General features: G+C 34.3%; 23 protein-coding genes and 3 pseudogenes. 24 read left to right on the forward strand and 2 right to left on the reverse strand.

Features of this window, described 5'->3' with window-relative positions; all coding sequences use genetic code 11:
* Window positions 1-19: 19 nt before the first annotated feature.
* On the reverse strand, window positions 20-1,963 hold the full coding sequence (tet, locus tag Q9B79_RS03770) for a tetracycline resistance ribosomal protection protein (protein WP_306182674.1): 1,944 nt from the start codon (window positions 1,961-1,963) through the stop codon (window positions 20-22).
* Window positions 1,964-2,228: 265 nt separating this feature from the next.
* On the opposite strand from tet, the gene Q9B79_RS03775 reads away from it, so the two are divergent.
* The 23 genes and pseudogenes from Q9B79_RS03775 to Q9B79_RS03885 all read left to right on the forward strand — a co-directional run bounded on the left by Q9B79_RS03775 (window position 2,229) and on the right by Q9B79_RS03885 (window position 20,767).
* Window positions 2,229-2,657, forward strand: coding sequence for a MarR family winged helix-turn-helix transcriptional regulator (locus tag Q9B79_RS03775; RefSeq protein WP_000204162.1), 429 nt, complete (start codon window positions 2,229-2,231; stop codon window positions 2,655-2,657).
* An 18-nt stretch (window positions 2,658-2,675) separates the two neighbouring features.
* On the forward strand, window positions 2,676-3,314 hold the full coding sequence (locus Q9B79_RS03780) for a nitroreductase family protein (RefSeq protein ID WP_306182675.1): 639 nt from the start codon (window positions 2,676-2,678) through the stop codon (window positions 3,312-3,314).
* Between the two features lie 46 nt (window positions 3,315-3,360).
* On the forward strand, window positions 3,361-3,654 hold the full coding sequence (locus Q9B79_RS03785) for a putative quinol monooxygenase (RefSeq protein WP_306182676.1): 294 nt from the start codon (window positions 3,361-3,363) through the stop codon (window positions 3,652-3,654).
* 212 nt (window positions 3,655-3,866) lie between these two features.
* A complete protein-coding gene (locus Q9B79_RS03790) occupies window positions 3,867-4,142 on the forward strand; it encodes a TIGR04197 family type VII secretion effector (protein WP_306182677.1) in 276 nt (91 codons plus the stop codon).
* Between the two features lie 40 nt (window positions 4,143-4,182).
* The gene (locus Q9B79_RS03795; RefSeq protein WP_306182678.1) at window positions 4,183-4,545 is read left to right on the forward strand and encodes a DUF3958 family protein; all 363 of its coding nucleotides are present in this window, start codon (window positions 4,183-4,185) and stop codon (window positions 4,543-4,545) included.
* Entirely contained in the window at window positions 4,542-6,038 is a 1,497-nt protein-coding gene (locus tag Q9B79_RS03800) for a polymorphic toxin type 50 domain-containing protein (protein WP_306182679.1), read from the forward strand. Before Q9B79_RS03795 ends, Q9B79_RS03800 begins: the two co-directional genes overlap by 4 nt.
* Before the next feature lie 20 nt (window positions 6,039-6,058).
* Window positions 6,059-6,397, forward strand: a complete 339-nt coding sequence (locus tag Q9B79_RS03805) for a hypothetical protein (RefSeq protein WP_071742912.1) — start codon at window positions 6,059-6,061, stop codon at window positions 6,395-6,397.
* Between the two features lie 202 nt (window positions 6,398-6,599).
* A pseudogene (locus tag Q9B79_RS03810) lies at window positions 6,600-7,052 on the forward strand (hypothetical protein); the annotation flags it as partial.
* Window positions 7,053-7,054: 2 nt separating this feature from the next.
* Window positions 7,055-7,585 (forward strand): annotated as a pseudogene (locus Q9B79_RS03815) (hypothetical protein); the annotation flags it as partial.
* A 300-nt stretch (window positions 7,586-7,885) separates the two neighbouring features.
* On the forward strand, window positions 7,886-8,818 hold the full coding sequence (locus Q9B79_RS03820) for an AAA family ATPase (RefSeq protein WP_306182680.1): 933 nt from the start codon (window positions 7,886-7,888) through the stop codon (window positions 8,816-8,818).
* Window positions 8,815-9,924 carry a DUF58 domain-containing protein gene (locus Q9B79_RS03825; RefSeq protein WP_306182681.1) on the forward strand — a complete coding sequence of 370 codons (1,110 nt, stop codon included), beginning with the start codon at window positions 8,815-8,817 and terminating at the stop codon, window positions 9,922-9,924. Before Q9B79_RS03820 ends, Q9B79_RS03825 begins: the two co-directional genes overlap by 4 nt.
* Before the next feature lie 15 nt (window positions 9,925-9,939).
* Window positions 9,940-10,668, forward strand: coding sequence for a signal peptidase II (locus Q9B79_RS03830; protein ID WP_306182682.1), 729 nt, complete (start codon window positions 9,940-9,942; stop codon window positions 10,666-10,668).
* A 258-nt stretch (window positions 10,669-10,926) separates the two neighbouring features.
* Window positions 10,927-11,433, forward strand: a complete 507-nt coding sequence (locus Q9B79_RS03835; RefSeq protein WP_306182683.1) for a DUF3902 family protein — start codon at window positions 10,927-10,929, stop codon at window positions 11,431-11,433.
* A 230-nt stretch (window positions 11,434-11,663) separates the two neighbouring features.
* The gene (locus Q9B79_RS03840) at window positions 11,664-12,830 is read left to right on the forward strand and encodes a serine hydrolase domain-containing protein (protein ID WP_306182684.1); all 1,167 of its coding nucleotides are present in this window, start codon (window positions 11,664-11,666) and stop codon (window positions 12,828-12,830) included.
* A gap of 610 nt (window positions 12,831-13,440) precedes the next feature.
* Entirely contained in the window at window positions 13,441-13,917 is a 477-nt protein-coding gene (locus Q9B79_RS03845; RefSeq protein ID WP_306182685.1) for a YbaK/EbsC family protein, read from the forward strand.
* A 23-nt stretch (window positions 13,918-13,940) separates the two neighbouring features.
* Window positions 13,941-14,702, forward strand: a complete 762-nt coding sequence (locus tag Q9B79_RS03850; RefSeq protein ID WP_306182686.1) for a YqcI/YcgG family protein — start codon at window positions 13,941-13,943, stop codon at window positions 14,700-14,702.
* Window positions 14,695-15,333: a LysE family translocator gene (locus tag Q9B79_RS03855; RefSeq protein ID WP_000624898.1), complete on the forward strand. Its 639-nt coding sequence runs from the start codon at window positions 14,695-14,697 to the stop codon at window positions 15,331-15,333. The genes Q9B79_RS03850 and Q9B79_RS03855 overlap by 8 nt, the downstream gene beginning before the upstream one ends.
* A 32-nt stretch (window positions 15,334-15,365) precedes the next feature.
* A pseudogene (locus Q9B79_RS03860) lies at window positions 15,366-15,653 on the forward strand (adenine deaminase C-terminal domain-containing protein); the annotation flags it as partial.
* Between the two features lie 306 nt (window positions 15,654-15,959).
* Window positions 15,960-16,439, forward strand: a complete 480-nt coding sequence (locus Q9B79_RS03865; protein WP_306182687.1) for a MarR family winged helix-turn-helix transcriptional regulator — start codon at window positions 15,960-15,962, stop codon at window positions 16,437-16,439.
* Between the two features lie 82 nt (window positions 16,440-16,521).
* Window positions 16,522-17,967, forward strand: a complete 1,446-nt coding sequence (locus tag Q9B79_RS03870; protein WP_306182688.1) for an aryl-sulfate sulfotransferase — start codon at window positions 16,522-16,524, stop codon at window positions 17,965-17,967.
* Window positions 17,968-18,120: 153 nt separating this feature from the next.
* Window positions 18,121-19,134, forward strand: coding sequence for an ABC transporter substrate-binding protein (locus Q9B79_RS03875; RefSeq protein WP_306182689.1), 1,014 nt, complete (start codon window positions 18,121-18,123; stop codon window positions 19,132-19,134).
* A gap of 14 nt (window positions 19,135-19,148) precedes the next feature.
* Window positions 19,149-19,928 (forward strand): ABC transporter ATP-binding protein, encoded by a 780-nt coding sequence (locus Q9B79_RS03880; protein WP_306182690.1) that lies wholly within the window; start codon window positions 19,149-19,151, stop codon window positions 19,926-19,928.
* 14 nt (window positions 19,929-19,942) lie between these two features.
* Window positions 19,943-20,767: an ABC transporter permease gene (locus Q9B79_RS03885; protein ID WP_306182691.1), complete on the forward strand. Its 825-nt coding sequence runs from the start codon at window positions 19,943-19,945 to the stop codon at window positions 20,765-20,767.
* Between the two features lie 119 nt (window positions 20,768-20,886).
* Here the strand turns inward: Q9B79_RS03885 and Q9B79_RS03890 are convergent, their stop codons facing one another.
* Window positions 20,887-22,263, reverse strand: coding sequence for a catalase (locus Q9B79_RS03890; protein WP_306182692.1), 1,377 nt, complete (start codon window positions 22,261-22,263; stop codon window positions 20,887-20,889).
* A 252-nt stretch (window positions 22,264-22,515) separates the two neighbouring features.
* Between Q9B79_RS03890 and Q9B79_RS03895 the strand changes: the two genes are divergently transcribed.
* Window positions 22,516-23,733 carry an aspartate aminotransferase family protein gene (locus Q9B79_RS03895; protein ID WP_306182693.1) on the forward strand — a complete coding sequence of 406 codons (1,218 nt, stop codon included), beginning with the start codon at window positions 22,516-22,518 and terminating at the stop codon, window positions 23,731-23,733.
* Window positions 23,734-24,150 lie beyond the last annotated feature (417 nt).

Below are 24,150 nucleotides of genomic sequence, written 5' to 3' on the forward strand. Positions count from 1 at the left end.
AATTTGCACCTCTTTTACTTTAATAAGCCTTCAAAACATGAAGTAAATAATCCTTACGATTCAGCGGATTATAATCGACACGTTTTCGAGTAGGGAAGGGGGCCATAAGCTTTGTGAAACCAGCTGGCTTCGTTGTAAATATGCCTTCTCCTTCTGTAAATGAATGAAGCATGCGTTTAAAATTCTTTGTTTTCGCAACAGGTAATGATCCTGTTAATTGGTAAGAATCATTATATAATATAGGCTCTGCAAAAGTTGCTGGAACGGCAGCGAGCTTATACATCGCAGTACTAATTGCATGTTCCGGTACAGTTAATTCAAACTCGTTTACTGGTTCATATACACATGTTTTGGCTTGCTTTAAAGCATCCATTAGTACGAGTGGTGTTAAGTTTCTAAAGTCACTCGCTGTTGTAACAGGACTAGCATAACCTGTATGTGTTAGAGTGACGATAATATCCGTAACTTCCCAACCGTATAAACCTTGTTTTAACGTTTGGAATACAGTATCTTCAATCGCTTTATGAAATGCTAATGGAAGTGATCCGAGCTCAACACCTAAGTTATATGATATGCCAGAATGCAGTTCACCACGTTCGATTTTAAAACCAATTGTTGCATAAAACGGATTCGCTTTTTCGCCCATTACTTCAACGCTATTTCCTATGCCAATTGGTTTCTCAATACATACAACCCGCGTATTTGAAAACGTAACCTGCAAATTATATTTATCATAAAGTGTTGTTTCAATTACTTCTTTTTGTACTTCACCGAAAAGGCGAATATATAGTTCATGATGAATATCATCTTTCCACACTTGAATGAGCGGATCTTCTTCGCATAGTTCCATAAGAGCAGCGTATAGATCATGAATTTGTTCTTTTGGTAATGCTTCAATAGCAGTTTCCATTTGTGGTTCCGCAAAGTGAATGTCTTTTATATAACGAGTTCGTTCACCGATAATATCACCAATTTTAATATCACTCAGTCCCCACACTTTGCAAAATTCTCCGCTTGGAACGATAGCGGTTTGAATAGCATCTCCGTTATGAAATACACATAATTTCTTAATCTTTTCTTTATGTGCTAGAGATTCACTACGTTGTATATGAACATATTTTCTAACGTGTAAATGACCAGAAAAAACTCTTACATATGCAATCTTTTCCCCAGAAGATTCACGTTCAATTTTAAAAACAACACCGGATAATGTTTCATCTTGTGTTGATTTATGAGCAGGAATTAGGGCCGGAAGTTTTTCAATTAGTTCAGTTACTCCTATACCTGTCATTGCTGAACCGAAAAAGATTGGATACACATTTGCTTGCTGTATTTGCTGTTCTAGTTTTTCTCTTAATAGTGCGTCCGGTATTATTTCGTTATTTACATATGATTCAAGTAATGATTCATTAAATGGTGCTAACAGTTCCATACAAACGTCATATGATTTGTATTCAATGATCCGGGCTTCTTTCGTTCCTTCGTTTAGAACAGAGTAGAAGGGGAATGCTTCATTTGAAAGAACCTCTTTTATTTGTTTCATAACTTTTTCAGTGTTTGCGCCACTACGATCAATTTTATTAACGAATAAAATAGTCGGTATGTTTAGTTTCTGTAATGTTCGCATTAAAATTTTTGTTTGTGCTTGCACACCTTCAACGGCAGAGATAACTAAAATCGCACCGTCTAGAACGCGGAATGATCGCTCCACTTCAGCGATAAAATCAGCGTGTCCAGGTGTATCAATGACATTTACTTTTACATCATCAATAAAGAAAGAAACGACAGATGCTTTAATCGTAATTCCGCGTTGTCTTTCTAATTCCATTGAGTCAGTTTGTGTATTACCACTATCTACTCGGCCAATTTCTTTAATCACATTCGTTTCATAAAGAATACGCTCAGTCAAACTCGTCTTGCCAGCGTCTACGTGCGCGACAATCCCTATATTTATTGTTGTCATTTGTGAATATCCTCATTTCATTTTCCATTTTCATTTCCTCATTTCTATTTGTGTATTGCCGCATTATCAATCACTCTCCAGTCATTTAAATTATTACTATTATAATGTAATTTACATTTTTTGTAACGCTGCAAAGCGCCTTAACTTGGAAAAAATAAAATGAAAACAAAATGCTTGCATTCTAAATCGATATAGATTATATTAATTGATATATCAACTATTGATACATCAAATGTTTTTATTTTGATTGTAAAGGAGGGTTAATTTGACAAGTTCATGCTCAAAAGAAGCGATTATTTTATATAAATTACACTTTCTAAATAAAGAAGTAAGTTCGAAATTTGAAGGGTGTACGGGTATGAGCCAGTCTCGATTAGAGCTTATACTTCAGTTATTTGAAGTAGGTGAAATTAGTCAAAAAGCACTTCAGCAAGAAGTGAATATTGATAATGCTGCGATAACAAGGCATTTAAAGCAGCTTGAGGCCAATGAAATGATTGTAAGACGTAAAAATCCAGATGATAACAGAATTACGTTAGTTTCTCTTACTGAAGAGGGACGAAATAAAATTCAGGCGTTTCAAGAGGAAAAAGAACGTTTTGCAGCATCTGCATTTAAAGGATTAAGTGAGGAAGAACGCGATAATCTTTTAAATATGTTAAATCACATTCAAGAAAATATAAAAGAATTATAAAAAAGGGAGAATACAACTATGACTAACTCAGTAAAAACAAATGATTTTAACGAAATTTTAACAGGACGTCGTTCAATTCGTAAGTACGACCCTTCAGTGAAAATTAGTAAAGAAGAAATGACAGAAATTCTTACAGAAGCAACACTTGCACCATCTTCAGTAAACATGCAACCATGGAGATTCGTAGTGATTGAAAGTGACGAAGCGAAAGCAACACTTGCGCCACTTGCGAAATTTAATCAATCTCAAGTAGAAACGTCTTCAGCAATGATCGCTTTATTTGGTGACTTAAACAACTTTGATAACGCAGAAGAAATTTATGGTACAGCAGTAGAGCGTGGATTTATGCCAGCAGAAGTAAAAGAAGATCAAATGAAAAAACTTTCAGCTTACTTCTCTATGGTTACACCAGAAGTAATGAAAGATACAGTATTAATTGACGGTGGTCTTGTAGCGATGCAATTTATGCTAGCAGCTCGTGCGCACGGTTATGACACTTGTCCAATTGGTGGATTTGAAAAAGACCAAATCGCAGAAGCTTTCGGATTAGATAAAGAACGCTACGTACCAGTAATGCTAATTTCAATCGGGAAAGCTGCTGACAGTGGTTACCAATCAGTACGTCTTCCAATTGAAAAAATTGCAGAGTGGAAATAATTTTATAAAAGAACTTCAATAAGTGAAAGATGAGAGGGGAAGCACCATGATTATTATTCACGCAATATTTCAAGTAGATTCAGCGAAACAACAAGCATTTTTAGAAGAAATTCAGCCACTCATTCACAGTTCAAGAGAAGAAAGTGGAAATGTATCTTATGACTTATATAAAGATACAGAAAAAGAAAGTGTTTATACGATGGTAGAAGTATGGAAAGATGAAGCAGCAGTTGCGAGCCATAATACGAGTGAACACTTCACATCTTTCGTTAGTAAAGCAGCACAATTTTTAACTGCTCCGCTTAATATAAAAGCTTATAATGGAGAATTAGTAAAATAATAAGGTAGAAAAAGATGACTTTAGCATATGGCTGAAGTCATCTTTTTTGTATAAGTAGAATCCATTTTGGACTCAGTTATGTTGATAGATAAGTGTTGCTCGTATCCTCAGTAACTGTGGCGAATTGTATGTTAAATTCGAACATTTGGTTTATTGGGATATTTTTCCGTGTTATAATTTTCTTGTAAATAAAAGGTAGAGGGGAGTAAGTAATGGGAGAATTTCAAAGTAATTTGCATACGGCAACGCAACTTGCAACGAAAATGAGAAATGCTTCAGATAGAATGCAAAGTGCTACTAGTCGCTCTATAAATAAGACAACGCGTACTACACTATCTGTGAACTTCAAAGCACAAGAAGCAAATCAACAAAATTTACAGATTACGAAACAATTTTGTACTGCTTTTCAACAAACAATTGATAATATCCATTCCGTAGCAAATGAATTTGAGAAAATGGATACCGGACTTCAAAAGACTTTTCAATAATGTAACAGCCTACGTAAAGGGGAAAAGGTAGGGAGAAAAGATGAGTCAAGAAATTGAAACGAAAATCAGTCAATGTAATCAAAAATTACGAATTATATTTGAAGAACAAAATGAAAACCGAATCGCGCTGCAAAATCAAGAACGAGCTGAGGCTAGTTTTCATGAATGGAAAAATAGAAATAATCGTTTATTTAACCGAATACTAGAAACTTGGTTTGGTGACAAAGAAGCATTTCACCTTTTTACGAATATGCGGCAAGAGATCGGGCAGTACGAAAGAAAACTTACATTCGAATTAGAAAACGAAAAAGAGACGTTGCTTAAAGAAAAACGGCATCTCAGCGAGAAAGAAAACGACCTTTCCTATGAACAGCAGCAACTACAAAGGGAGGCCAATACATGAGTTTAAACATGTATTTGGGAGAAGTACAAAGTCAAACTCAAAGTATGAACGCTATATGTAATGCTACGATTCAAAGTATGGAACAAGCCATTCAATCTATTGATGCCTTTGCGATAGACACAGTATTACAAGGACAAACATACAGTAGTGCAAAAGCCTACCTTGTCCAAACATTTCGGCCATTAGCGCAAGGAATCATATGCTTATGTGAAGAATTAATTCGCCAAAACGAAGCATTTCCAAACGAGTTCCAAGCGAAAGTTGCTTCGACAGATGTGATCGAACAAGAAATAAGAGAACAAATACGGGGAATTAATCAATCGATTACAAGTATAGAAGCAATAGAAGTACTTACACCGATGCCCGGAGTAAGTGCGATTGTAACGGTATTAGGTGCAATGAGAAAAAAACTGGAAGAAAAACTAGAGCGTTTACAAGAATTCGAACATTCATCCAGCAACAATTACAGCACCGCCCTCCAATTAGCGGCTAGCATCACAGCCGGACTCGCTGAAGTGCAAAGCGGGAAAGGATTTAGTCCTGTGAGTGGAACGTTTAGTACACAAGGGTTGAATATGGATTGGGTGAGTTCGATTCAGGGGATTATTGAAGAAACAGCCCGAAAAAACAAGATGAAAGAAATTACTTTGCAAAAACAAGAAATGAACTTACAAGAACAGGAAGACAATAGATCATGGCATGAAAAAACAGCCATTTATGCGCAATCATTTTTGCATGGAGTTATCGAATTTTTTCAAGGTGCTGGTGATGCAGCACTAGAAAACTTTGTTGGACTACAACCGCATGAGAATGATAAATTAGAAAGTAAGACAACTTACCAAGCTGGAAGGTTGGCTGGAAATGTTATATCAATAGCCGGGTCCATTGTAGAAATGTTTGAAGGTATTTCGCTCATAGGCGGATCTAATTTCTTAACGATCGTGGCAGAAGTAGGAACTGGTGGATTAGCATCACCAATTGTTATTCCATTAGATATAGCAGCAACAGCTACTGGGGCAAGTCTTTTTGCGCATGGTGGATTTGTTTGGAATAAATCGATTCAAAATGCTAAGGATACTCTTCAAAAAATCCAGTCTTCTGGTGGAGGTAAGGGTGCGAGTAATCGAATACCTTCTTATGGAAAAGATTCTGTACCTAAAGGTCCATACCGTGAAGTAAATGGTTATCCAATAAAAGTGAAAGCAGGAGCTCAAGAAAAGCATATTCCTGATACACCGAACTATAAACAAGAATTAGCAAATGGAAAAAATAAGAGTATTTTCTATGGTGATAATAAAATAGCGCAAGAATTGCTTGATAAGTTTGCCGGAAAAGGAACCACTGTTACCAAAAATAAAGAAAGAGTGGACTTTGGTAAACCAATAGGTAAATACTATGACACTGTGACCGGACAATATATAGAGACTAATAGAGGAATGATACATTATGGAAAAGATGGTGCCCATATAGTACCAGCAAAACCATCAGAATAAAATTAAGAAAGAGGATGTCTATGGAAGCAGATTCTTTATTTAAAACATTAACAGAGCATGAAGGTGTAGAAATCATATTAGAGTGGAACAGTGGGTTGAGAATTATAGGCAAAACAGACACATTTTATGAGACAGACAATGGATTAGATGATGATGACCCCGCATACGCAGAATATTATGCAACAGCATTTCAAGTAAATCATATTTTATCTCAACCTTCTACTAACGAAGGTATTGTATATAATTGGTTGAAACAAGAAAAAAGTTCATTGGTTGAAATTTCTCTCTATGATGATCCACCAAGTGCAGTGTTTTTAACTGACGGAAAAAGAGTATGGGAAAGAGAAATGTGTAAATAATAGGTGGTATTTAAAATGTTACCTTGATTGGCATATATGCCAATCAAGGTTTTTTCTATGTTTTTACACCTGTAAAGGGTGTTCATCGATGGTATAAAATTAGCTATAAGAAAAAGAGACGGATGAGAGTATGAGTGTACTTAGGATATCTAATAAGAAATCTCAATGCCGATTTTGTGAAAAAACAATGAGAAGAACTTAGGGGATTATAGAAGAACAAGCTCGTCAAACCGAGATGAAACAAATTACTTTGCAAAAACAACAATTTAACTTGCAAGAGCAGGAAGACAATAGATCATGGCATGAAAAAACAGCCATTTATGCGCAAACATTTTTGCATGGAGTTATCGAATTTTTTCAAGGTGCTGGTGATGCAGCACTAGAAAACTTTTTTGGACTACAACCACATGAGAATGATAAATTAGAAAGTAAGACAACTTACCAAGCTGGAAGGTTGGCTGGAAATGTTATATCAATAGCCGGGTCCATTGTAGAAATGTTTGAAGGTATCTCGCTCATAGGCGGATCTAATTTCTTAACTATCGTGGCAGAAGTAGGAACTGGTGGGTTAGCATCACCAATTGTTATTCCATTAGATATAGCAGCAACAGCTACTGAGGTAAGTCTTTTTGCACATGGTGGATTTGTTTGGAATATTTGGCACATTATAAAAATGAAATGAAATTCAAGCATATAGACCTAAGTGAATATCACTATGAAGATGAGACAGAAGAAATCGAGGATATAGTAGAAGGAATTGAAAATAATCCTGCATTGGAAAATATTATTCCTCCAAAATGGCATTCATTGGTCAATGAATTGATCCATGACTATGAGAATATGGATGATAGTAGTTTTTATGAAAAATACAAAAAAACGATAGGAATAGGTCAAGTGTGGTTCTTACCACAAGAGTATAAAGAAGAAAATGAGCAAAAAAATCTATTAGGAAGTTTAATTGTGTTTGCCCTGACGGTAAGAGATTATATATTACAACTGGACTATAAAGAAGATTTAGAAGACTACATTGATAATCTTAAAAATTTCTGGAATGGATCAGAAACAAAGTTAATTCAATTTATTTTAGAGAATGATCAAAATTATTATGCATGGGTACCAAAAGAAGCAAACATCCCAAATATGTATGAAGTGAAGATTGAGAGTGTCGATGTAGAGAAAGTTCTATAACGAACAAATCGAAATGGTTTTTATTATATGTAATATTAGAATGCATTTTACTAGTTAATTGAAAACAATGCATGCGTGGGAGAAAAAAGGATGTATTGTTATTAAAAATTAGAGGGAAAGAAGGCTGTTGGATTGAGTTAAGCACCTTATTGTCAATATACGACAATAGGTGCTTTTTTGCGTGCAATGAAGAAAAAATAAAAGATTCATTTTCACTCTATTTCATCTTCGAATTGCATGTTATAATTTGGAAAAAATATATTCTTAATTTTTAGAAAATAAAAAGGTGGTAGATACTATATGAGTACATTAAAGAAAATTACTAACCATATTTCGAAGGTTATTATAGGTAAGGATGAAGCGATTGAACTTGCAGCTATAGCTCTTATAGCAAGAGGACACATTTTATTAGAGGATGTACCGGGGACTGGAAAAACAACATTAGCGAAAAGTTTGGCTAAAAGTGTGGACGCTAAATTTCAAAGAATACAATTTACAGCGGATACTTTGCCTGGAGATGTTATTGGTCTTGAATATTTTGATGTGAAGGAATCGGATTTTAAAACGAGGTTAGGACCCATTTTTGCCAATATAGTAGCAGTGGATGAAATTAATCGAGCTGTACCGAGAACGCAATCTTCGTTACTTGAGGTTATGGAAGAGCGTACTGTTACAATTGCGAAACAGACACATTCATTACCAGAACCTTTTTTAGTTATTGCTACGCAAAATCCTCTTGAATCGGCCGGTACATTTCCTTTACCTGATGCTCAGTTAGATCGATTTTTACTTACTATACGCCAAGGATATCCTACGAGAGAAGCAGAAAAGGAGATGATGAATCGGTTTCAAATGCATGAACCGTTAGAAACGTTACATTCCATTATTTCAACTGAAGAAATTATTACAGTGCAAAAACGTGCAAGAGAAGTGTTAGTAGGAAATGATGTGCAAGATTATCTACTTGAAATTATTGAGGCAACGCGTAAACATGAGTTAATTGAAATTGGTGTAAGTCCGCGGGGTACTTTGGCATTTATGAGAGCAATTCAAGCACGGGCAATATTACATGAAAGAGATTATTGTACGCCAGATGATATTAAGACGCTTGCTGCATCCGTTTGCGCTCATCGTTTAACATTAACGATTGAGGGGGAGATGAAAACAACGAAAGAACAAATCATGAAAGAAATTCTTCATACAATTAATGTGCCAGTGGAGAATGTACAATGAATCAACAACTTGTGTATACACCTTTAGCGGAGCCTTTCGTAATGGGAGTTATGTCAGTTGTAGCCGTTATTTTATGTGTATTTTCAAGTAATCTACTATTTTTATCTCTCGTATTTTTGTATGTAATTTTAATAGGTGCTATGCATGTATATATACGTAAAGTATCTCGTGTTGAATGGGAATATAGCCAAGGAAATTCAAACGTTTTTATAGGTGAAACGAATATGTGCAAAATGAAAATTTCAAACAAGTCGTTATTCCCTATTTTTAATATCGTATTTCGATTTAAATGTGAAAATAAGTTAACTTGGAATCCTGATGAAATAAACAAAAATCATAGTACAGGTTCAAATTATTATATAAATTTTAATATAAAAGGAAGAGAATCGGTTTCATTTGATTTGCAAGCTGTAGCTGTAAAAAGAGGAATTGCGAAATGGGAAGAAGTTGAAATTGTCATTACGGATCCCTTTGGATTCATAACGAACCATATAACGTATAAACAAGTTGAAACGCCGTCTTATTTAGTTTTACCAGCTGTTCCGAAAATGCAAGTTCCTGAATTGCAAGAATGGTCACGAGGGTTTCGAAAAGCGATGTCATCCCCCTTATATGATGAAACGAAAGTAATGGGAGTGAAGTCGTATGAAAATGAAGATTTTCGTTCTATCCACTGGAGTGCAACAGCGAAAACAGGGAAGATAACCGCGAAAAAGTACGAGCGAACACAATCAGATAAATATGCGATATATCTCAACTTGCAAAATAAAAGCGGTATTTCTTTGAGAAATGATACAGAGGAACTCATTGAATTAACAGCAGGCATATGTAAACAACTGCTTATGCAAAACTGTTCATTTGAAGTTTGGATCAATAGCGTAAAAGATAACGGTTTGCTACATATAAAGAACGGTCATAACCGAAAACATTTGCAAAATGTATTAAAAGTACTCGCCTCAATATCGGACCAAGATACCCCTGTATCTTCTACTTATTTTTACACAGCAGGCTTTCGTCGAAAAGAATTGGATGCAGTTCCTTTAATTCTTGGTACTTCCCCAAGGAAATACAGTAGAACGAATAAATGGGTCGTAATTAAAGAATAAGAAGGGGTTTATGTCATGGCTAATAAAGAGAGGCATGTGAAAGTAAAGTTGTGGAGTGTTAGAGTATTCATACTATTTTTCTTTACGGTTAGTGCGATAACGTTATCACAAGGTGTTGTGCATGTACAAGACATAGTAAAAGGGCTTTTTTCTAGTAAGACGGAGACAATATCGGAAAGAAATTATGATTTTACTACTGTAGACGCACAGTTTGATGAACCTGAAAGAATTATAGATGAAGAAACAGGAGTTGTAGATACAAGAACAAAAGTAGATAGGGAAATTCCACTTTTTGTACGGAAAAATTCATGGGCTGATGTGTTTTCTGTTCTTTCAAATTCATGGATTAGTGTCGTTTTTTATGTAGTTATTGCATTAGTTATTCTATATGCTTTTTATAAATTAATGAGGAAAAAGGTAACGAAATCAGAAATAGAACAGGATAAACAATCGATAACAAAAGAAAGTACGGATAGAACCGAAAAGAACAAGAAAGTGATGCATCAGTTTGAACAGCCGTTACCTAAAGATACGATAAGGAAAACGTTAGTTGAATGGGAAAGAACATTACCATTTCATGAACAGAGAAGGTCTTATGAAACGATGCAACAATGGTTAACGAGAATTTGTAGAACGAGAGATATTATTCCGATATATGAGTCTGTTCGTTATGGTGAAAAGACGTATACGGAGTTAGATATAGAGAAGACTGTACGATGGGTAGAGGGGAACGGGAAAGAGTGATATTAATACAAGTAAATAAAATTAACTTTAAATTAATTTTATTTACTTATATTTAATTACGTGGTAATGTATACTTACTTTTTTATATCTCTACCAATGTAGAAAGGTTGCCTTAGTAGAGTATTGCTCGTTACATGTTTTGTGAGGTTATCTTCATTTTATCAATATAGAATGAAAAAGAGATAAAACAATTACGAGTAGCATGTAAATAATAAGTTATTATTTATTTTTAAATTTTTGTAAGGGTGTGAAAATAGAATGAAACCGGTATTGAAAAACATACTCCTTTCCTTTATTTTTTCTGCAGCAGGGATGTGTTGGTTTCTGTTTATGTTAGTTAGAGGAGGTGGAGACTGGTTATTGTCTTGGGTAGGTGTATTCATGGCCTTTTTATCTTTATACACGTTAATAGATTTATATTGTAAGTATACATACGATAAAAAATTAAGTATGTTGTTTATTAAAGCAACGGTTACTACCTTTAGTTTTGCAGTATTAGGAATCACATTTGGTATTGTACACGAGCTATTACAGCCATGGAGTCTCAGTTTAATGGTTTGGTATTGGTTGTTAGTGTTACTTTTGTTTGTAACGACCATAATATTATTAGTTTTTGTATTATTTGTTAATCGTAAAAATTATAATATTCCTGGGAGATATAGAATACTTATACTGCTAAATTTATTTCTTACGTTAGCGCCAGTACTGTGGCCATTACTACTTACTCTTATCAGGAATGGCATGAACGCTAGTGCAGGATGGTAAAAGTGAATGAACTAAAAAGTTGATATAGGGTTTTAAGTATGTAAGAGAACGTGTTTTCATAAATTGAAAACACGTTCTTTTTTTATTTTCATACATTACTTTTTCTCATCTGGGCGTCTAATTTTGAAAGTAAGTATTTCGTAAGGAATGGATAAGAAAAAAGAGAGATTTATTATATAAGATGAAAGTGTAGCTTGAATCAATACGATATGGATAGAGGAGAGAACCTTATGAAAAAATGTACTTCAATAAAGTTAGGAAGTTTGGCAGTTTTAATAGCGGGTACTACTCTTTTCGCACCAGGTTTTAATGTGAAAGCAGAGTCTATTCAAAATATTTCTAGTCCGTCACAAGCACAGGATCAAAAGAATCGGAATAGTTGGAAACAAATAATGCAGGAAACAGTACAGCTTGGAACACCAGGGGTATTAGCGAGGGCATCAAACAATGGAAAGATTAGTAGTTATACTGCAGGCGTCGCGGATTTAAATAGTAAGAAACCAATGAAATCGGATTATCGTTTTCGGATTGGAAGTGTGACGAAGACTTTTACTGCTACGACTGTTCTTCAATTAGTAGGAGAAAATCGTGTACAACTTGACGATTCTATTGAAAAGTGGCTACCTGGCCTCATTCAAGGAAATGGATATGATGGCAATCAAATTACGATACGTCAACTTTTGAACCATACAAGTGGTATAGCTGAATATTTAAAGTCAAAAGACGCTGACATTATGAATTCGAAAAAAACGTATACAGCAGAAGAAATAGTGAAAATAGGGCTTGCTCTACCTCCAGATTTTTCGCCAGGTAAAGGTTGGTCGTATTCAAACACAGGATACGTAATACTAGGAATGCTTATTGAAAAAATAACTGGTAATAGTTATGCGGAAGAAATTGAAAAGCGAATTATTGAACCTTTGGACTTGTTAAATACGTTTTTACCAGGTAATTCACCAGTCATCCCAGGAAAGAATCATGCTCGAGGGTATATGAAAATTGACGAAACAAGTGAATTGAAAGACATGACGTATTATAATCCAAGTTTAGCTAATTCAGCGGGAGATATGATTTCAGATGCGGACGATTTAAATAAGTTCTTTTCATCTTTGCTCGGTGGTAAGTTATTGAAAGAACGCGAGCTAAAAGAAATGCTTACTACAGTTCCAATAGAAGGAAAAGATCTTGGTGATGGATATGGCCTTGGGATCTATGAGACGAAACTTCCAAACGGTGTTTCAGTTTGGGGTCACGGAGGAGCAATTCCTGGATTTACAACTTATGCTGGTGGAGTATTGGGAGGTAAACATACATTAGCTGTTAATAGTAATTCTTTAGGTGCGATGGATATTATTACACAATTTAACAAAATGATGAAAATTGAATTTAAGAAATAATAGATGAAAAGAGTTCTACTATAGAGGTATATAAGGACTTGTATGTGATTTAATTGTTATTAAAATATAGTCTTAAAAAATCCCGAATCATGAGAAATAAATTTCTCATGATTCGGGATTTTTTATGTGCTGTTACAAGATAATGATGTATTTATTTTTTATTTTGCTATAAATATATTATATTTATTTGATATTCATTATTTATAGAGACTTTTACATTATTAAAATATTGGAACATACAAAGGTAAGTAATTCTAAATTTCGGAGTTAATAATAAGTGAATTCTGACTTTTGTTGAAAAATATTCAAATGTATTTCCTTAATTTACATAATAAAGTACTTTTATCGTATGAATTAATAACAAATAGAATTAAGTATACAAAAATAGATAATTATGATTTGTGTCTAAATGATTGACTATTATGAAATTAATGATTAATATAGGTTTTATACTTTAATTCCATTTATATTACAAATATGTATTTTATTTCAATTTAAATTGTGTCGTAAACTATAATTGAATATATTGTGAAAAAGAATAGAGGGCGGGAACAGCAATAGAAAAGACTATCTTATCAAATTGTGTAATGAAATTAAAGGGAGGATAAATATGTATAAACAAGTGGTAGAACTGTTAGAAGAAGCGGCTATATCGTATAAACAATATACACATGAGCCAATATTAGATTATGAAACAGATAGAAAAATTAGAGAAAGGTTTAAATTAGAAGGTGTACCCAGTAAAAGTTTATTTTTAAAAGATAAATCAAATAACTATTACATATTTGTAACTGTTGAAGGAGAAAAATTAGATTCAAAACTTATGAAAGAGTTGGTTGGAAAAAAGATTTCTATTTGTTCAGCGGAGGAGTTAATAGAAAAAACTTCTTGTGTTCCAGGATGTGTATCTCCATTTGGCTATTCAGATGAAATCACACTTATTATAGATCGAAAAATTTATAACTATAATAAATTTTTGTTATCTCCCGGTATACCTGAGATAACAATTGAAATACCTACAAAAAGTATAAATGAAATTTTAAATATTGTTGAGAATGATATTTTACTATATGAGAAAAAATTATAAATATATTAGGGGGGATTTTAGTAATGCCAACTATAAAAATGTATTTATACGATCAAAATAGAATAATTGAAGAGCAAAATAAAGGGATTTTAGATGAGTGGAAAACTGTATCTTTCAATAATTTTCACGATAGCATTTTAGATCAATCTAAACCATTTCCTTGTTATTTTGCAGTGGATTCTGAGAAACATGGTTGGTCTAGATATATATTTTCTGAATCGGCTTATGATGAAAATGAATTGTTCAAACTAAGAGATGGGATTTATGAATATATTAAAACATATCAACAAATTGCAAAGAGAACTACTTTAGTAATATTTTTTAAACCATCTAATAAACAATTACTGGCTGAAGAATACAAAAAACAATTTTGGAATGTATTACAATTTTTAATGAGAAATGATCCGGAGCCATGGAATACAGAAATACCAATGGATCCTTATAACGCTAAATGGGAATTTTGTTTTGGTGGTGAACCTATATTTGTCGTTTGTAGGGCTCCAATATATTCTGAGAGAAAAAGTAGATATACAGGAACCGGCCTTGAAATTACGTTACAACCTCGAGGTACTCTGGATGATATTACAGGTGATACAAAACAAGGGAAACAAGTGCGGAAAGTGATTAGAAAACGTTTGTTAGCATATGATGATATTCCAATGCATCCAGATATAGGGGATTACGGAATAAAAGAAACCTTTGAATGGAAACAATATATGTTACCAGAAACAAATGAGGAAAGTGTAATGAGATGTCCTATTACGGGGTTGAAGAAAAATGATTAGCATGATATTCAGTTATATATTATTAGGGATTTCATTGTCTGCACCAGTCGGTCCGATTAATGTTGCTCAAATAAATAAGGGAATAAAAAATGGTTTTTTGAGTGCATGGTTAGTAGGAGTCGGGGCAATGTCAGCAGATGTTGTAATGATGTTTTTAATTTACTTTGGTATTTCGACTTATTTAACAACTCCAGTTGCTCAACTTTGCATTTGGATTTTTGGTTTTGTAACGATGATTTATTTGGGCTATGAAAGTATGAAAGAAGCTACTAAACAAGTTCAATATATTTCATCAGGTGAAAAAGAACATCCTTTAAAATCTTTTCTGTCGGGGTTTGCTATCGCAATTTCTAATCCATTAAATATTATTTTTTGGATAGGGATATATGGATCAGTTCTAACTAGTGCTATGAATACTATTGGAAAAGAACAAGCTTTATGGTATAGTGCAGCCATTTTTGCTGGGATTATGCTTTGGGATATATTTATGGCTACATCTATTCATTTTGGTAGAAGATTTATTAATCATACAGTAATGAAATGGATTTCTATAGTAGCAGGCATTGTTTTAATTCTGTTTGGAATATATTTTGGCTACGAGGCAGTAAAAGGAACTGCTCAACTATTGTGAAATTTTTGATGATTAGAGAGAATAGTGATTTGCTTGGCGGGGGAATGGTAATAGCTGAAAAGAATGAAGTATTACACGAAATCGCATTACCATTACTCGGGATTATGTCTAATTTAAAAATGAGTGATTTAATACAGGAAGAGAAACAGATGGTGAAACTACTCCAAGAGCGTGGTTACGCGTATGACGATCCGGCATTTACCATTTTATTTTTTTCTGCGACGCACTTGCCTTTTATACGGATAACGCCTATAGGACTATATGACGTAAAAAGTAGTAAGGTACTGGACTCTCCAGTGAATTTGATAAAACAGTTTTAGAAGGAACTCCCTCGCTCTAGTAGTTATGTAAAGTGGGGGAGTTTTATATTTTAAGGGTATTGTTATTAATGGAGTTACATATAAATAAGCTCAAAAATATTAACAGAAAAAATATTTTTAAAACCGACTTGACATATAGGTATTGGTGGATTAATATGTGGATATTACTTATTTTACCACTCATTATTTTAACGCTAAAACAATTTGAATAGCTGATTGGATAACCAAAGGCACGTATACATTTCGTAATTTTGAAATGTGTTCGTGCCTTTTTGTATTATTCATAGAGCAAGGAGCGGAGGAGATATGAATAAAACGATGCCAACATTAATCGAAGAAACAGATTGGTTGTTTCGTAAAATGGTCCGTAAATTTGTGAAGGAACGCGACAAAATTAAGATTGAAGGTATTATGTTGCCGGGCTTTTTAATATTAAACAAAATTATTCAAGATGGTGAGCAGCGTCTAACTGATTTAGCAGAAGAACTTGATTTGACATCAGGAGCGATTACAGCATTATGCGATAAGTTGGAACAGAAAGGATTGGCTATTCGGAAGCGTCATCAGGAAGATAGACGAATCGTTTTACTTAATATTACTGAAGATGGCCTGAAATTTATAAAGCGAAATCATAATATAAGAACGAGCTGTATATCTGTTTTATTTGATGGATTTTCATCAGAAGAATTACAAATGCAAATCGAAGTTTTTGAACGCTTAGCGCATAATGTAGAACACCTTTCTCATACGATCATGGAACTATGTGATGAGAATATAGAGAAGTAACAAAGAATGCTATTAGTCTAGTTAATTAGGTCTGAAAATTCGAAAATATAACTTATTAATAATATGAATAGGAGTGGAAAGAATGGGACATCCAACAATTTATCCAACAGGAGCAACAGTATATAATCCCGGGAAAGCTTGGAGTGGTTATACAATTTATCAAGCTGCAGATCATGGTGCTTTATTAATTGATATGAATGGGAAAGAAGTACACTTATGGAAAGGGTTACGCGGATTTCCAAACAAGGTGTTACCAGGTGGATATGTGTTTGGTCATACAGCACAAAGAGATCCTGAGTTTGGTTTTCAGGATGAAGTCGATTTAGTTCAAGTTGACTGGGAAGGAAACATCGTCTGGAAATTTAACCGTCTGGAACATATTGAAGACCCAGGTCATGCTCCTGAGTGGATGGCTAGAGCTCATCATGATTACCAACGTGAAGGAAATCCTGTCGGTTACTATGCACCAGGATTAGAGCCGAAAACAGAAAGTGGAAATACGCTAATTTTAGCCCATAAAAATGTACATAATTCGAATATCTCTGATAAGCCATTATTAGATGATGTAATAATTGAAGTAGATTGGGAAGGAAATATTGTTTGGGAATGGGCTGTGAGTGATCATTTTGAAGAACTTGGATTTGATGAAAGTGCTAAAAATGTTTTGTTTCGTAATCCGAATGTAAGGTCCTTTGGTGCAAATTCTGACGGAGATTGGATGCATATAAATTCTATGTCTACCATTGGTCCGAATAAGTTTTATGATCAAGGAGATGAACGTTTTCATCCAGATAATATTATTTGGGATGCTAGGGAATCAAATATCATTGCAATTATTGATAAAAAGACTGGAAATATTGTTTGGAAACTCGGCCCAGATTATTCAAGTCCCGATGTGAAGCATTTAGGATGGATCATTGGACAACATCATGCACATATCATTCCGAAAGGATTGCCAGGAGAAGGGAATTTACTCGTATTTGATAACGGTGGTTGGGCAGGATATGGGCTTCCAAACCCTGCATCTCCATACGGTTCCAAAAATGCTGTTCGTGATCACTCCAGAATTTTAGAAATTAATCCGGTAACTTTAGAAATCGAATGGCAATATACGCCAACCGAGGCGGGGTATCAAGCGCCTTTAGATTCGTACCGATTTTACAGTCCATATATTAGTTCTGCTCAAAGGCTGCCAAACGGAAATACATTAATTACGGAAGGGGCAGATGGTCGCATTTTTGAAGTTACTCGTGAGCATGAGCTTGTATGGGAATATATTTCACCGTATAAAAACAAAAGGAACTCAAATATGGTATACCGTGCGTATCGTGTTCCGTATGAGTGGGTGCCTCAATTAGAAAAACCAGAAGAGAAAGAAATCATTCCTCTTGATATAGCAGCATTTAGAGTGCCGAATGCTGCAGAAACTGGTACGGAATCCGTTGTGACAGTTGAAGGGACACAATCTTACGGCACTGGAGATTTTTGTGTAGCGACATTAGATGAAACAAATAAAAAACGAGATTAATGCTATGGGTTAAAAGTGTGGGGAAGAGTAATTTCTCACACTTTTAAAAATTAACTTGATAGGTTTGTTATACGACAAAATGTTGCCATTTCTTTATTTGTAATAATGTAACGTAATATTTTAGTGAAACAAATCGTTATGGAGGAATGATAAATGGTGAAACTAAAGCCTTTATTTTTAAGCTTATCAATGATTACTAGTTTAGCTATCGCAGGATGCTCGAATGGAAGTGCGGGAACGACAAAAAGTAATGGGAAAGAAACGACCACAGTAAAATTGGCTATAGATACAGCTGCAGGCGGATCTTTTCAGTTTAGAGCTGCTGAGAAACAAGGCTATTTTGAGAAAAATGGTATAAAAGCTCAACTATCAAATTTTGCTTATGGCATTGATACAGTGAATGCGGTATTAACGGAACAGGCTGATACAGGTCTTGCTGCTGATTATGCACTTTTAAACTCTTTAGGAAAAGGAGATATGGTCGTAGTTTCAACGCTAACTCGAGGAAATGAAAAATCATCAAAAGATAATGAACTTCTAGTTAGAGAGGGCATAAAAACAGAAAATGATTTAAAAGGGAAAAAGTTAGGCGTACCTAAAGGGACAGTAACCGAGTATATTTGGGCGAAATATTTGGCGGCAAAACATATTAATGAAAAGGAAATTACCTTCGTTCCATATAGTACACCAGACGAAGCTATTGTAGGGATGAAAAATGGTGATATAGATGCGGTTTGGAGTTCTGGCGCACTAAAGGATAAATTTAAAAATATAAAAGGTGTAACAAAATTAGATGATTTAAAGAGTGCGGGTGTCACAATTGATAGTTATCTTTTAGCAAAAAGATCATTTGTTGAGAAGAATCCTAAAGCTGTTGAAAGTGCACTTAAGGCTCTGTCTGAAGGAATTAAATATGTAGAAAATAATAAAAAAGAAACTGCTAAGCTAGCTTTTGAACAATTGAAACTACCGGAGAAAGATGCGTTAAAAGATATTGAAAGACAAAATTATGTTATTGGATTTACAGAGGAGGACGCGAAACATTTAGAAGATATGAAAGTATGGTTAGAAGAGAAAGGGAAACTGAAAGATAAATATGAATTGAAAGATAAAATGAATCTTGAAGCACTTAAGAAAGCTTTCCCGGAATCTGTTACTTATAAATAGAATAGGAGTGAAGTATGGTGAGCACAGTAAGTGAAAAAGAAGTATTGAAATCTCCTGTAGCCATTTCTATTTCTGGATTGTCTAAATCATTTAATCATGAACAGTTTGTTTTGGAAGATGTAAATTTAACAATTGGGAATGGCGAATTTTTCATATTACTTGGCCCAAGCGGATGTGGAAAATCTACGTTACTCAGTATGATTGCTGGATTTGTTGAAAAAACTTCAGGAGAACTTATGGTAAATCATAAAGAAATAAAGAAGCCGGATAGAAATCGCGGTGTCGTTTTTCAACAAGCAGACGCAGCTCTTTTCCCGTGGCTGACAATTAAAGAAAATGTTGAATTTGGTTTGAAAATGAAAAAAATGATAAAGCAGACTCGAAACGAAATATCCTCGCATTATATAAAACTAGTCGGTCTAGATGGGCATGAAGGGAAATATCCGAGAGAACTTTCTGGAGGAATGAAACAAAGAGTTCAATTAGCACGTGTTTTAGCCAATGATTCGGAATTTTTATTAATGGATGAACCGTTTGGAGCACTCGATGCAATGACTCGAAGAACGATGCAAATAGAGCTAATTCGAATTTGGAAAGAAACAAACAAGACGATTATTTTTGTCACTCATGATATTCAAGAAGCGCTATTACTAGGGCAAAGAATTGGGGTAATGTCTAAAGGACCTTCTTCAAAAATCGAAAAGATATATGATATTCCACTGTCATATCCAAGAACATTTACAGATAAAGAATTTAATTACTATTATCAAATGATTCAATCACACTTTGATTGAAAGGAAGTCCGAATATGAGTACATTGAAAAATGAGATTGTAAACAAACAGCCAATTAATGAAAAAAAGGCAGTCAAAATTGATTTACAAAAGAAGCTATTACAAAGCGGGATTATCGCTTGGGTACTTATCCTTACAATATGGAGCATTGTAACAAATTTTTCTGACCCGCAATTTTTGCCAAGTCCGATAGCAGTTTTGTATGGGGCAATTGAACTGAGTCAAAATGGTTCCTTATTCATATATATAGGAGTCAGTTTTTTAAGAGTAATAACAGGGTGGGTTTTAGGAAATCTTGTAGCTATCCCAATAGGTTTATTAATTGGTCGAATACCATGGTTAAGAGCGCTTTTTGATCCAGTTATCAATTTTATTCGCTTTATTCCACCTCTTGCATTTATAACATTATTTATGCTTTGGTTTGGTATTGGGGAGCAATCAAAAATATTCCTCATTATGTATGCAACTTTCTTTATCGTGACGATTAATACAATTACCGGTGTGCAAGCTGTTGAAGAAGATAAAATTCGTTCAGCGAGAAGTATGGGAGCATCGGAATGGCAAATTATGTTCCATGTCATCATACCTGCTGCACTACCTTATATTTATACCGGTGCGAAACTTGCGATGGGATCATCCTTCATGGCCATTGTTGGTGCTGAAATGGTTGCAGCCAATGAAGGAATTGGCTATATGATTTGGAATGCGCGATTATATTTCAAAACGGACTGGATTTTTGTCGGTCTTGTTGTTCTTGGACTAATGGGATTCCTTATGGATCGCATATTTAATCAATTTGGTAGAGTTGTCCTTAAACGATATAATGTTGTGAAAAAATGAAAAGAGTCCTTCACCTAATCAAAACAGATTAGGTGAAGGGCTTTTTTGTTCAAATAAAGTGAAACTTTAATCAGTGGGGGTCTTACTGCCCATTAAAGCGGGATAAAAGTTGATGTATGTTACTTTTTAATTTCAATTTCAATTTTCTGTGCTAAATCAGCAGACACTTTATGAAAATACCCTAAAACGACCTTTCTAATATCATCGGAGATAACTTTCATATCACTAGCTAAGTTTTTAGCAAGATGCTCTTTTTCTATTGGTTTTAACTTCGCATAAAATTCACTAGGTTGCGTAAAATCATCCTGTTTCGTTATAGAAGTTCTTTCAAGTTTACCTTCGACGTATCTTCCGTTACCGCTCGTTATTTGATTAGCAGGTGTCCAATTTTGCTGTTGGTTAATCGTTAATTTGCGGAACTCAGGTCCAAGTCTTCTTCTTTGAGAATCGCTATAAATGTTAGCCCGCCCTTGCAACATTTTATCATCTGATAGTTCTGCGCCGTCTAGTAAATTAGAAGGGGAGAAGGCGACTTTTTCTACTTCTTCCATATAATTTTCAGGATTTTTGTTTAATACCATTTTGCCTACTGGTATAAGAGGATACGCTTTTTCATCCCATACTTTTGTATCATCTAAAGGGTCATAAGAAAGTTGTTCTTCATCTTTTGGGTCCATGAGCTGGACATATAATCCGTATTCCACTGGTTTACCATTTGCAATTGCATCATATAAATCTTTCCCGCTATAATCAGGGTTTTCAGTAGCAAGTTTATTTGCTTCCTCACTAGTAATGAATTGTACACCTTCAAATGGGTACCAATGATACTTTACATACTTTCGATTACCTTCTGCATTTCTCCAAACATATGTATTAACACTATGTCCCGGAATGTGGCGAAGACTTTTGGTCGTACCGGCATCAGAATATAAATGAATAACGAAATGAATGGATTCAGGTGCTTTAGCGACAAAGCTCCAAAAATTATTAGGGTCTATTAAGTTATTTTTAGGTGAAGGTAATAACGCGTGAATCGTTTCTGGGAAGCGCATCGGATCGCGAACAGTAAAGACAGGAATGTGATTACATAAAAGATCGAAAATGCCTTCCTTTGTATAAAATTTTGTAGCAAAACCGCGTACATTTCTAGAAGTATCAGGTGTTCCTTTCGTACTAACAGCTAATGAAAATCGTACCATAACGGGAACTTTCTCATTAGACTGTTGTAAAAAACTTAGTTTCGTATGTTCAGACATTGGATAAATCGTTTGAAAATAACCGAACGCACCAAATCCTTTTACATGAACAGGTCTTTCTAAAATTTTTTCGTGAATAAATTCTTGTAACGTCTCGTGAAGTACACTATCTTGCTCTAGAACAGGTCCACGTGAACCAACTGTTTGTGAGTGGAGTGTAGCTTGTTCATTACGTTCTCTATCTTCATTAAAGTCATTCCCTAGTAAAGATTGCCCCTGTTTATCATAGTTTTCATTCATCGATATAGCCTCCAAATTTATTTCGTCTATTGTTACTAAATATGATTTTATAACCTTGATTATGTATGATATGCAAAGTAGTAACAGACCGCTAGATGAAAAAAATGCACATGTAGTGGACCTGTTGAAATAGAAGAAATTATGGAAAAATGAATATCGTGAAGAAAATTACTATTAAAATTTTAATCTAAAAAATGAATTTATAGAGAATAAACATAAATAAACAGGGAAAATAACTAGGAGGAATTTAACATGTCGGATTGGTTTCAATTAGATAAGGAATATATGATGTCTACGTATTGTCGTACGAAGGTTGCAATAGAAAGAGGAGAAGGGTGCAAGCTTTATGATGTGGATGGTAAAGAGTATATAGACCTATTTTCTGGCGTCGGAGTAAACGTATTAGGGTATAATCATCCGAAAATTGTGCAAACAACAATGGAACAAGTTACAAAATCGTTGCATCTGCCGTTTCATTTTTTAAACCCAGTTGCGATTGAGTATGCTAAGAAATTAGTGGATTGCTCATTAAAAAACGGAAAGGTCTTTTTTACAAACTCAGGTACGGAAGCGACAGAAACGACGTTGAAATTAATTGATAAATATAGAGTTAATATGAATGAAGAATGTGAAGGAATTGTAGTGCTAAAGAATAGTTTCCATGGGCGTACGTTAGGGGCACTTCATTTTACGAGACAAGAAAGTGTATATCAAAATTTCCCTAAAACATCGATTCCTGTATATGAAGTAGAGCGCGAGAATATAGAGCAATTAGAAGAAACAATTGTTAAAGAAAATCCAATTGCGATTATGTTAGAACCTGTATTAGGCAGCGGGGGTATCTATCCTTTATCGCGTGAATATTTACATGGTGTTCAACACTTATGTGAGAAATACAATGTACTACTTATCGTTGATGAAGTACAAAGTGGTATGGGGAGAACGGGGAAACTATTTGCTTATCAAAATTTCAATATTACACCAGATATTATTCAAATTGGTAAAGGAGCAGGAGGCGGCATCCCGCTTGGAGGAATTATTGTAGGTGAAAAGTTATGTGATGTATTTGCACCAGGAGATCACGGCACAACGTTTGCTCATTCATCTATGGGAACAGCTTTAGGGTTAACGGTATTAAACACATTGATTGAAGATGGTTTAATGCAAGAAGCGTATGAAACGTCACTATATTTAAATGATAAGTTGCAAGAAATCCAGAAAGAAAATTCTTATTATATTCAGGAAGTACGTCATGCTGGTATGATGTTTGGAATTAGTTTGAATGATACGAATGAAAATGTGAAGAAATTACAGGTAGAGCTAATGGAGAAAGGAATGTTAATTGACGTTACACAAGGGAACATCATTCGTTTACTCCCTCCGTATATAATTACGAAAGAAGAAATCGATGCATTTATTACGCAATTTATTTCTTGTATGGATAAAGTTGCTGCTGTAGTAAGTGCTTAAAAATTAAAAGCTAAATATTATATAAAGTGCACTCTAATTGTTAAAAATAGTTTTGCAATTGGGGTGCATTTTTTATAGTTGAATTTTATCCCGCTTTAACGGGTAGTAAGACCCCCACCTCAAAATACAGCGAAAGCAAAGAATTGGCTGCCCATAAAAGTCCGATTGGTGAGGGCTGATAATCAGTGGGGGATGAAGAACCCCCCACTGATTAAAGTTTCACTTTATAAAATACAGTTGTTATTAAATAATAATAACAAGAATTAGCATGGATTTTATTAGATTTTATACATGATTGAATAATATTTTACTGTTGAAGAAAAAGAAAGTAAATATAAAGATAGTAGATAAAACGATTGGTACTAACAACTAATGATAGAACGTTTCGGAAATAATAGCATACGAATATATAAATAA

The sequence above is a fragment of the Bacillus sp. MHSD_36 genome, from assembly GCF_030757775.1.
In the GTDB taxonomy this organism is placed as follows: Bacteria; Bacillota; Bacilli; order Bacillales; family Bacillaceae_G; genus Bacillus_A.

Bases quoted from the DNA above. Each gene is read 5' to 3' on its own strand.
- Q9B79_RS03870 (WP_306182688.1), top strand. From the start codon at position 16,522: ATGGGACATCCAACAATTTATCCAACAGGAGCAACAGTATATAATCCC.
- Q9B79_RS03830 (WP_306182682.1), top strand. From the start codon at position 9,940: ATGGCTAATAAAGAGAGGCATGTGAAAGTAAAGTTGTGGAGTGTTAGA.
- tet (WP_306182674.1), bottom strand. From the start codon at position 1,963: ATGACAACAATAAATATAGGGATTGTCGCGCACGTAGACGCTGGCAAG.
- Q9B79_RS03875 (WP_306182689.1), top strand. From the start codon at position 18,121: ATGGTGAAACTAAAGCCTTTATTTTTAAGCTTATCAATGATTACTAGT.
- Q9B79_RS03840 (WP_306182684.1), top strand. From the start codon at position 11,664: ATGAAAAAATGTACTTCAATAAAGTTAGGAAGTTTGGCAGTTTTAATA.
- Q9B79_RS03880 (WP_306182690.1), top strand. From the start codon at position 19,149: ATGGTGAGCACAGTAAGTGAAAAAGAAGTATTGAAATCTCCTGTAGCC.
- Q9B79_RS03800 (WP_306182679.1), top strand. From the start codon at position 4,542: ATGAGTTTAAACATGTATTTGGGAGAAGTACAAAGTCAAACTCAAAGT.
- Q9B79_RS03850 (WP_306182686.1), top strand. From the start codon at position 13,941: ATGCCAACTATAAAAATGTATTTATACGATCAAAATAGAATAATTGAA.
- Q9B79_RS03855 (WP_000624898.1), top strand. From the start codon at position 14,695: ATGATTAGCATGATATTCAGTTATATATTATTAGGGATTTCATTGTCT.
- Q9B79_RS03845 (WP_306182685.1), top strand. From the start codon at position 13,441: ATGTATAAACAAGTGGTAGAACTGTTAGAAGAAGCGGCTATATCGTAT.
- Q9B79_RS03835 (WP_306182683.1), top strand. From the start codon at position 10,927: ATGAAACCGGTATTGAAAAACATACTCCTTTCCTTTATTTTTTCTGCA.
- Q9B79_RS03805 (WP_071742912.1), top strand. From the start codon at position 6,059: ATGGAAGCAGATTCTTTATTTAAAACATTAACAGAGCATGAAGGTGTA.
- Q9B79_RS03865 (WP_306182687.1), top strand. From the start codon at position 15,960: ATGAATAAAACGATGCCAACATTAATCGAAGAAACAGATTGGTTGTTT.
- Q9B79_RS03790 (WP_306182677.1), top strand. From the start codon at position 3,867: ATGGGAGAATTTCAAAGTAATTTGCATACGGCAACGCAACTTGCAACG.
- Q9B79_RS03780 (WP_306182675.1), top strand. From the start codon at position 2,676: ATGACTAACTCAGTAAAAACAAATGATTTTAACGAAATTTTAACAGGA.
- Q9B79_RS03785 (WP_306182676.1), top strand. From the start codon at position 3,361: ATGATTATTATTCACGCAATATTTCAAGTAGATTCAGCGAAACAACAA.
- Q9B79_RS03890 (WP_306182692.1), bottom strand. From the start codon at position 22,263: ATGAATGAAAACTATGATAAACAGGGGCAATCTTTACTAGGGAATGAC.
- Q9B79_RS03885 (WP_306182691.1), top strand. From the start codon at position 19,943: ATGAGTACATTGAAAAATGAGATTGTAAACAAACAGCCAATTAATGAA.
- Q9B79_RS03825 (WP_306182681.1), top strand. From the start codon at position 8,815: ATGAATCAACAACTTGTGTATACACCTTTAGCGGAGCCTTTCGTAATG.
- Q9B79_RS03820 (WP_306182680.1), top strand. From the start codon at position 7,886: ATGAGTACATTAAAGAAAATTACTAACCATATTTCGAAGGTTATTATA.
- Q9B79_RS03895 (WP_306182693.1), top strand. From the start codon at position 22,516: ATGTCGGATTGGTTTCAATTAGATAAGGAATATATGATGTCTACGTAT.
- Q9B79_RS03795 (WP_306182678.1), top strand. From the start codon at position 4,183: ATGAGTCAAGAAATTGAAACGAAAATCAGTCAATGTAATCAAAAATTA.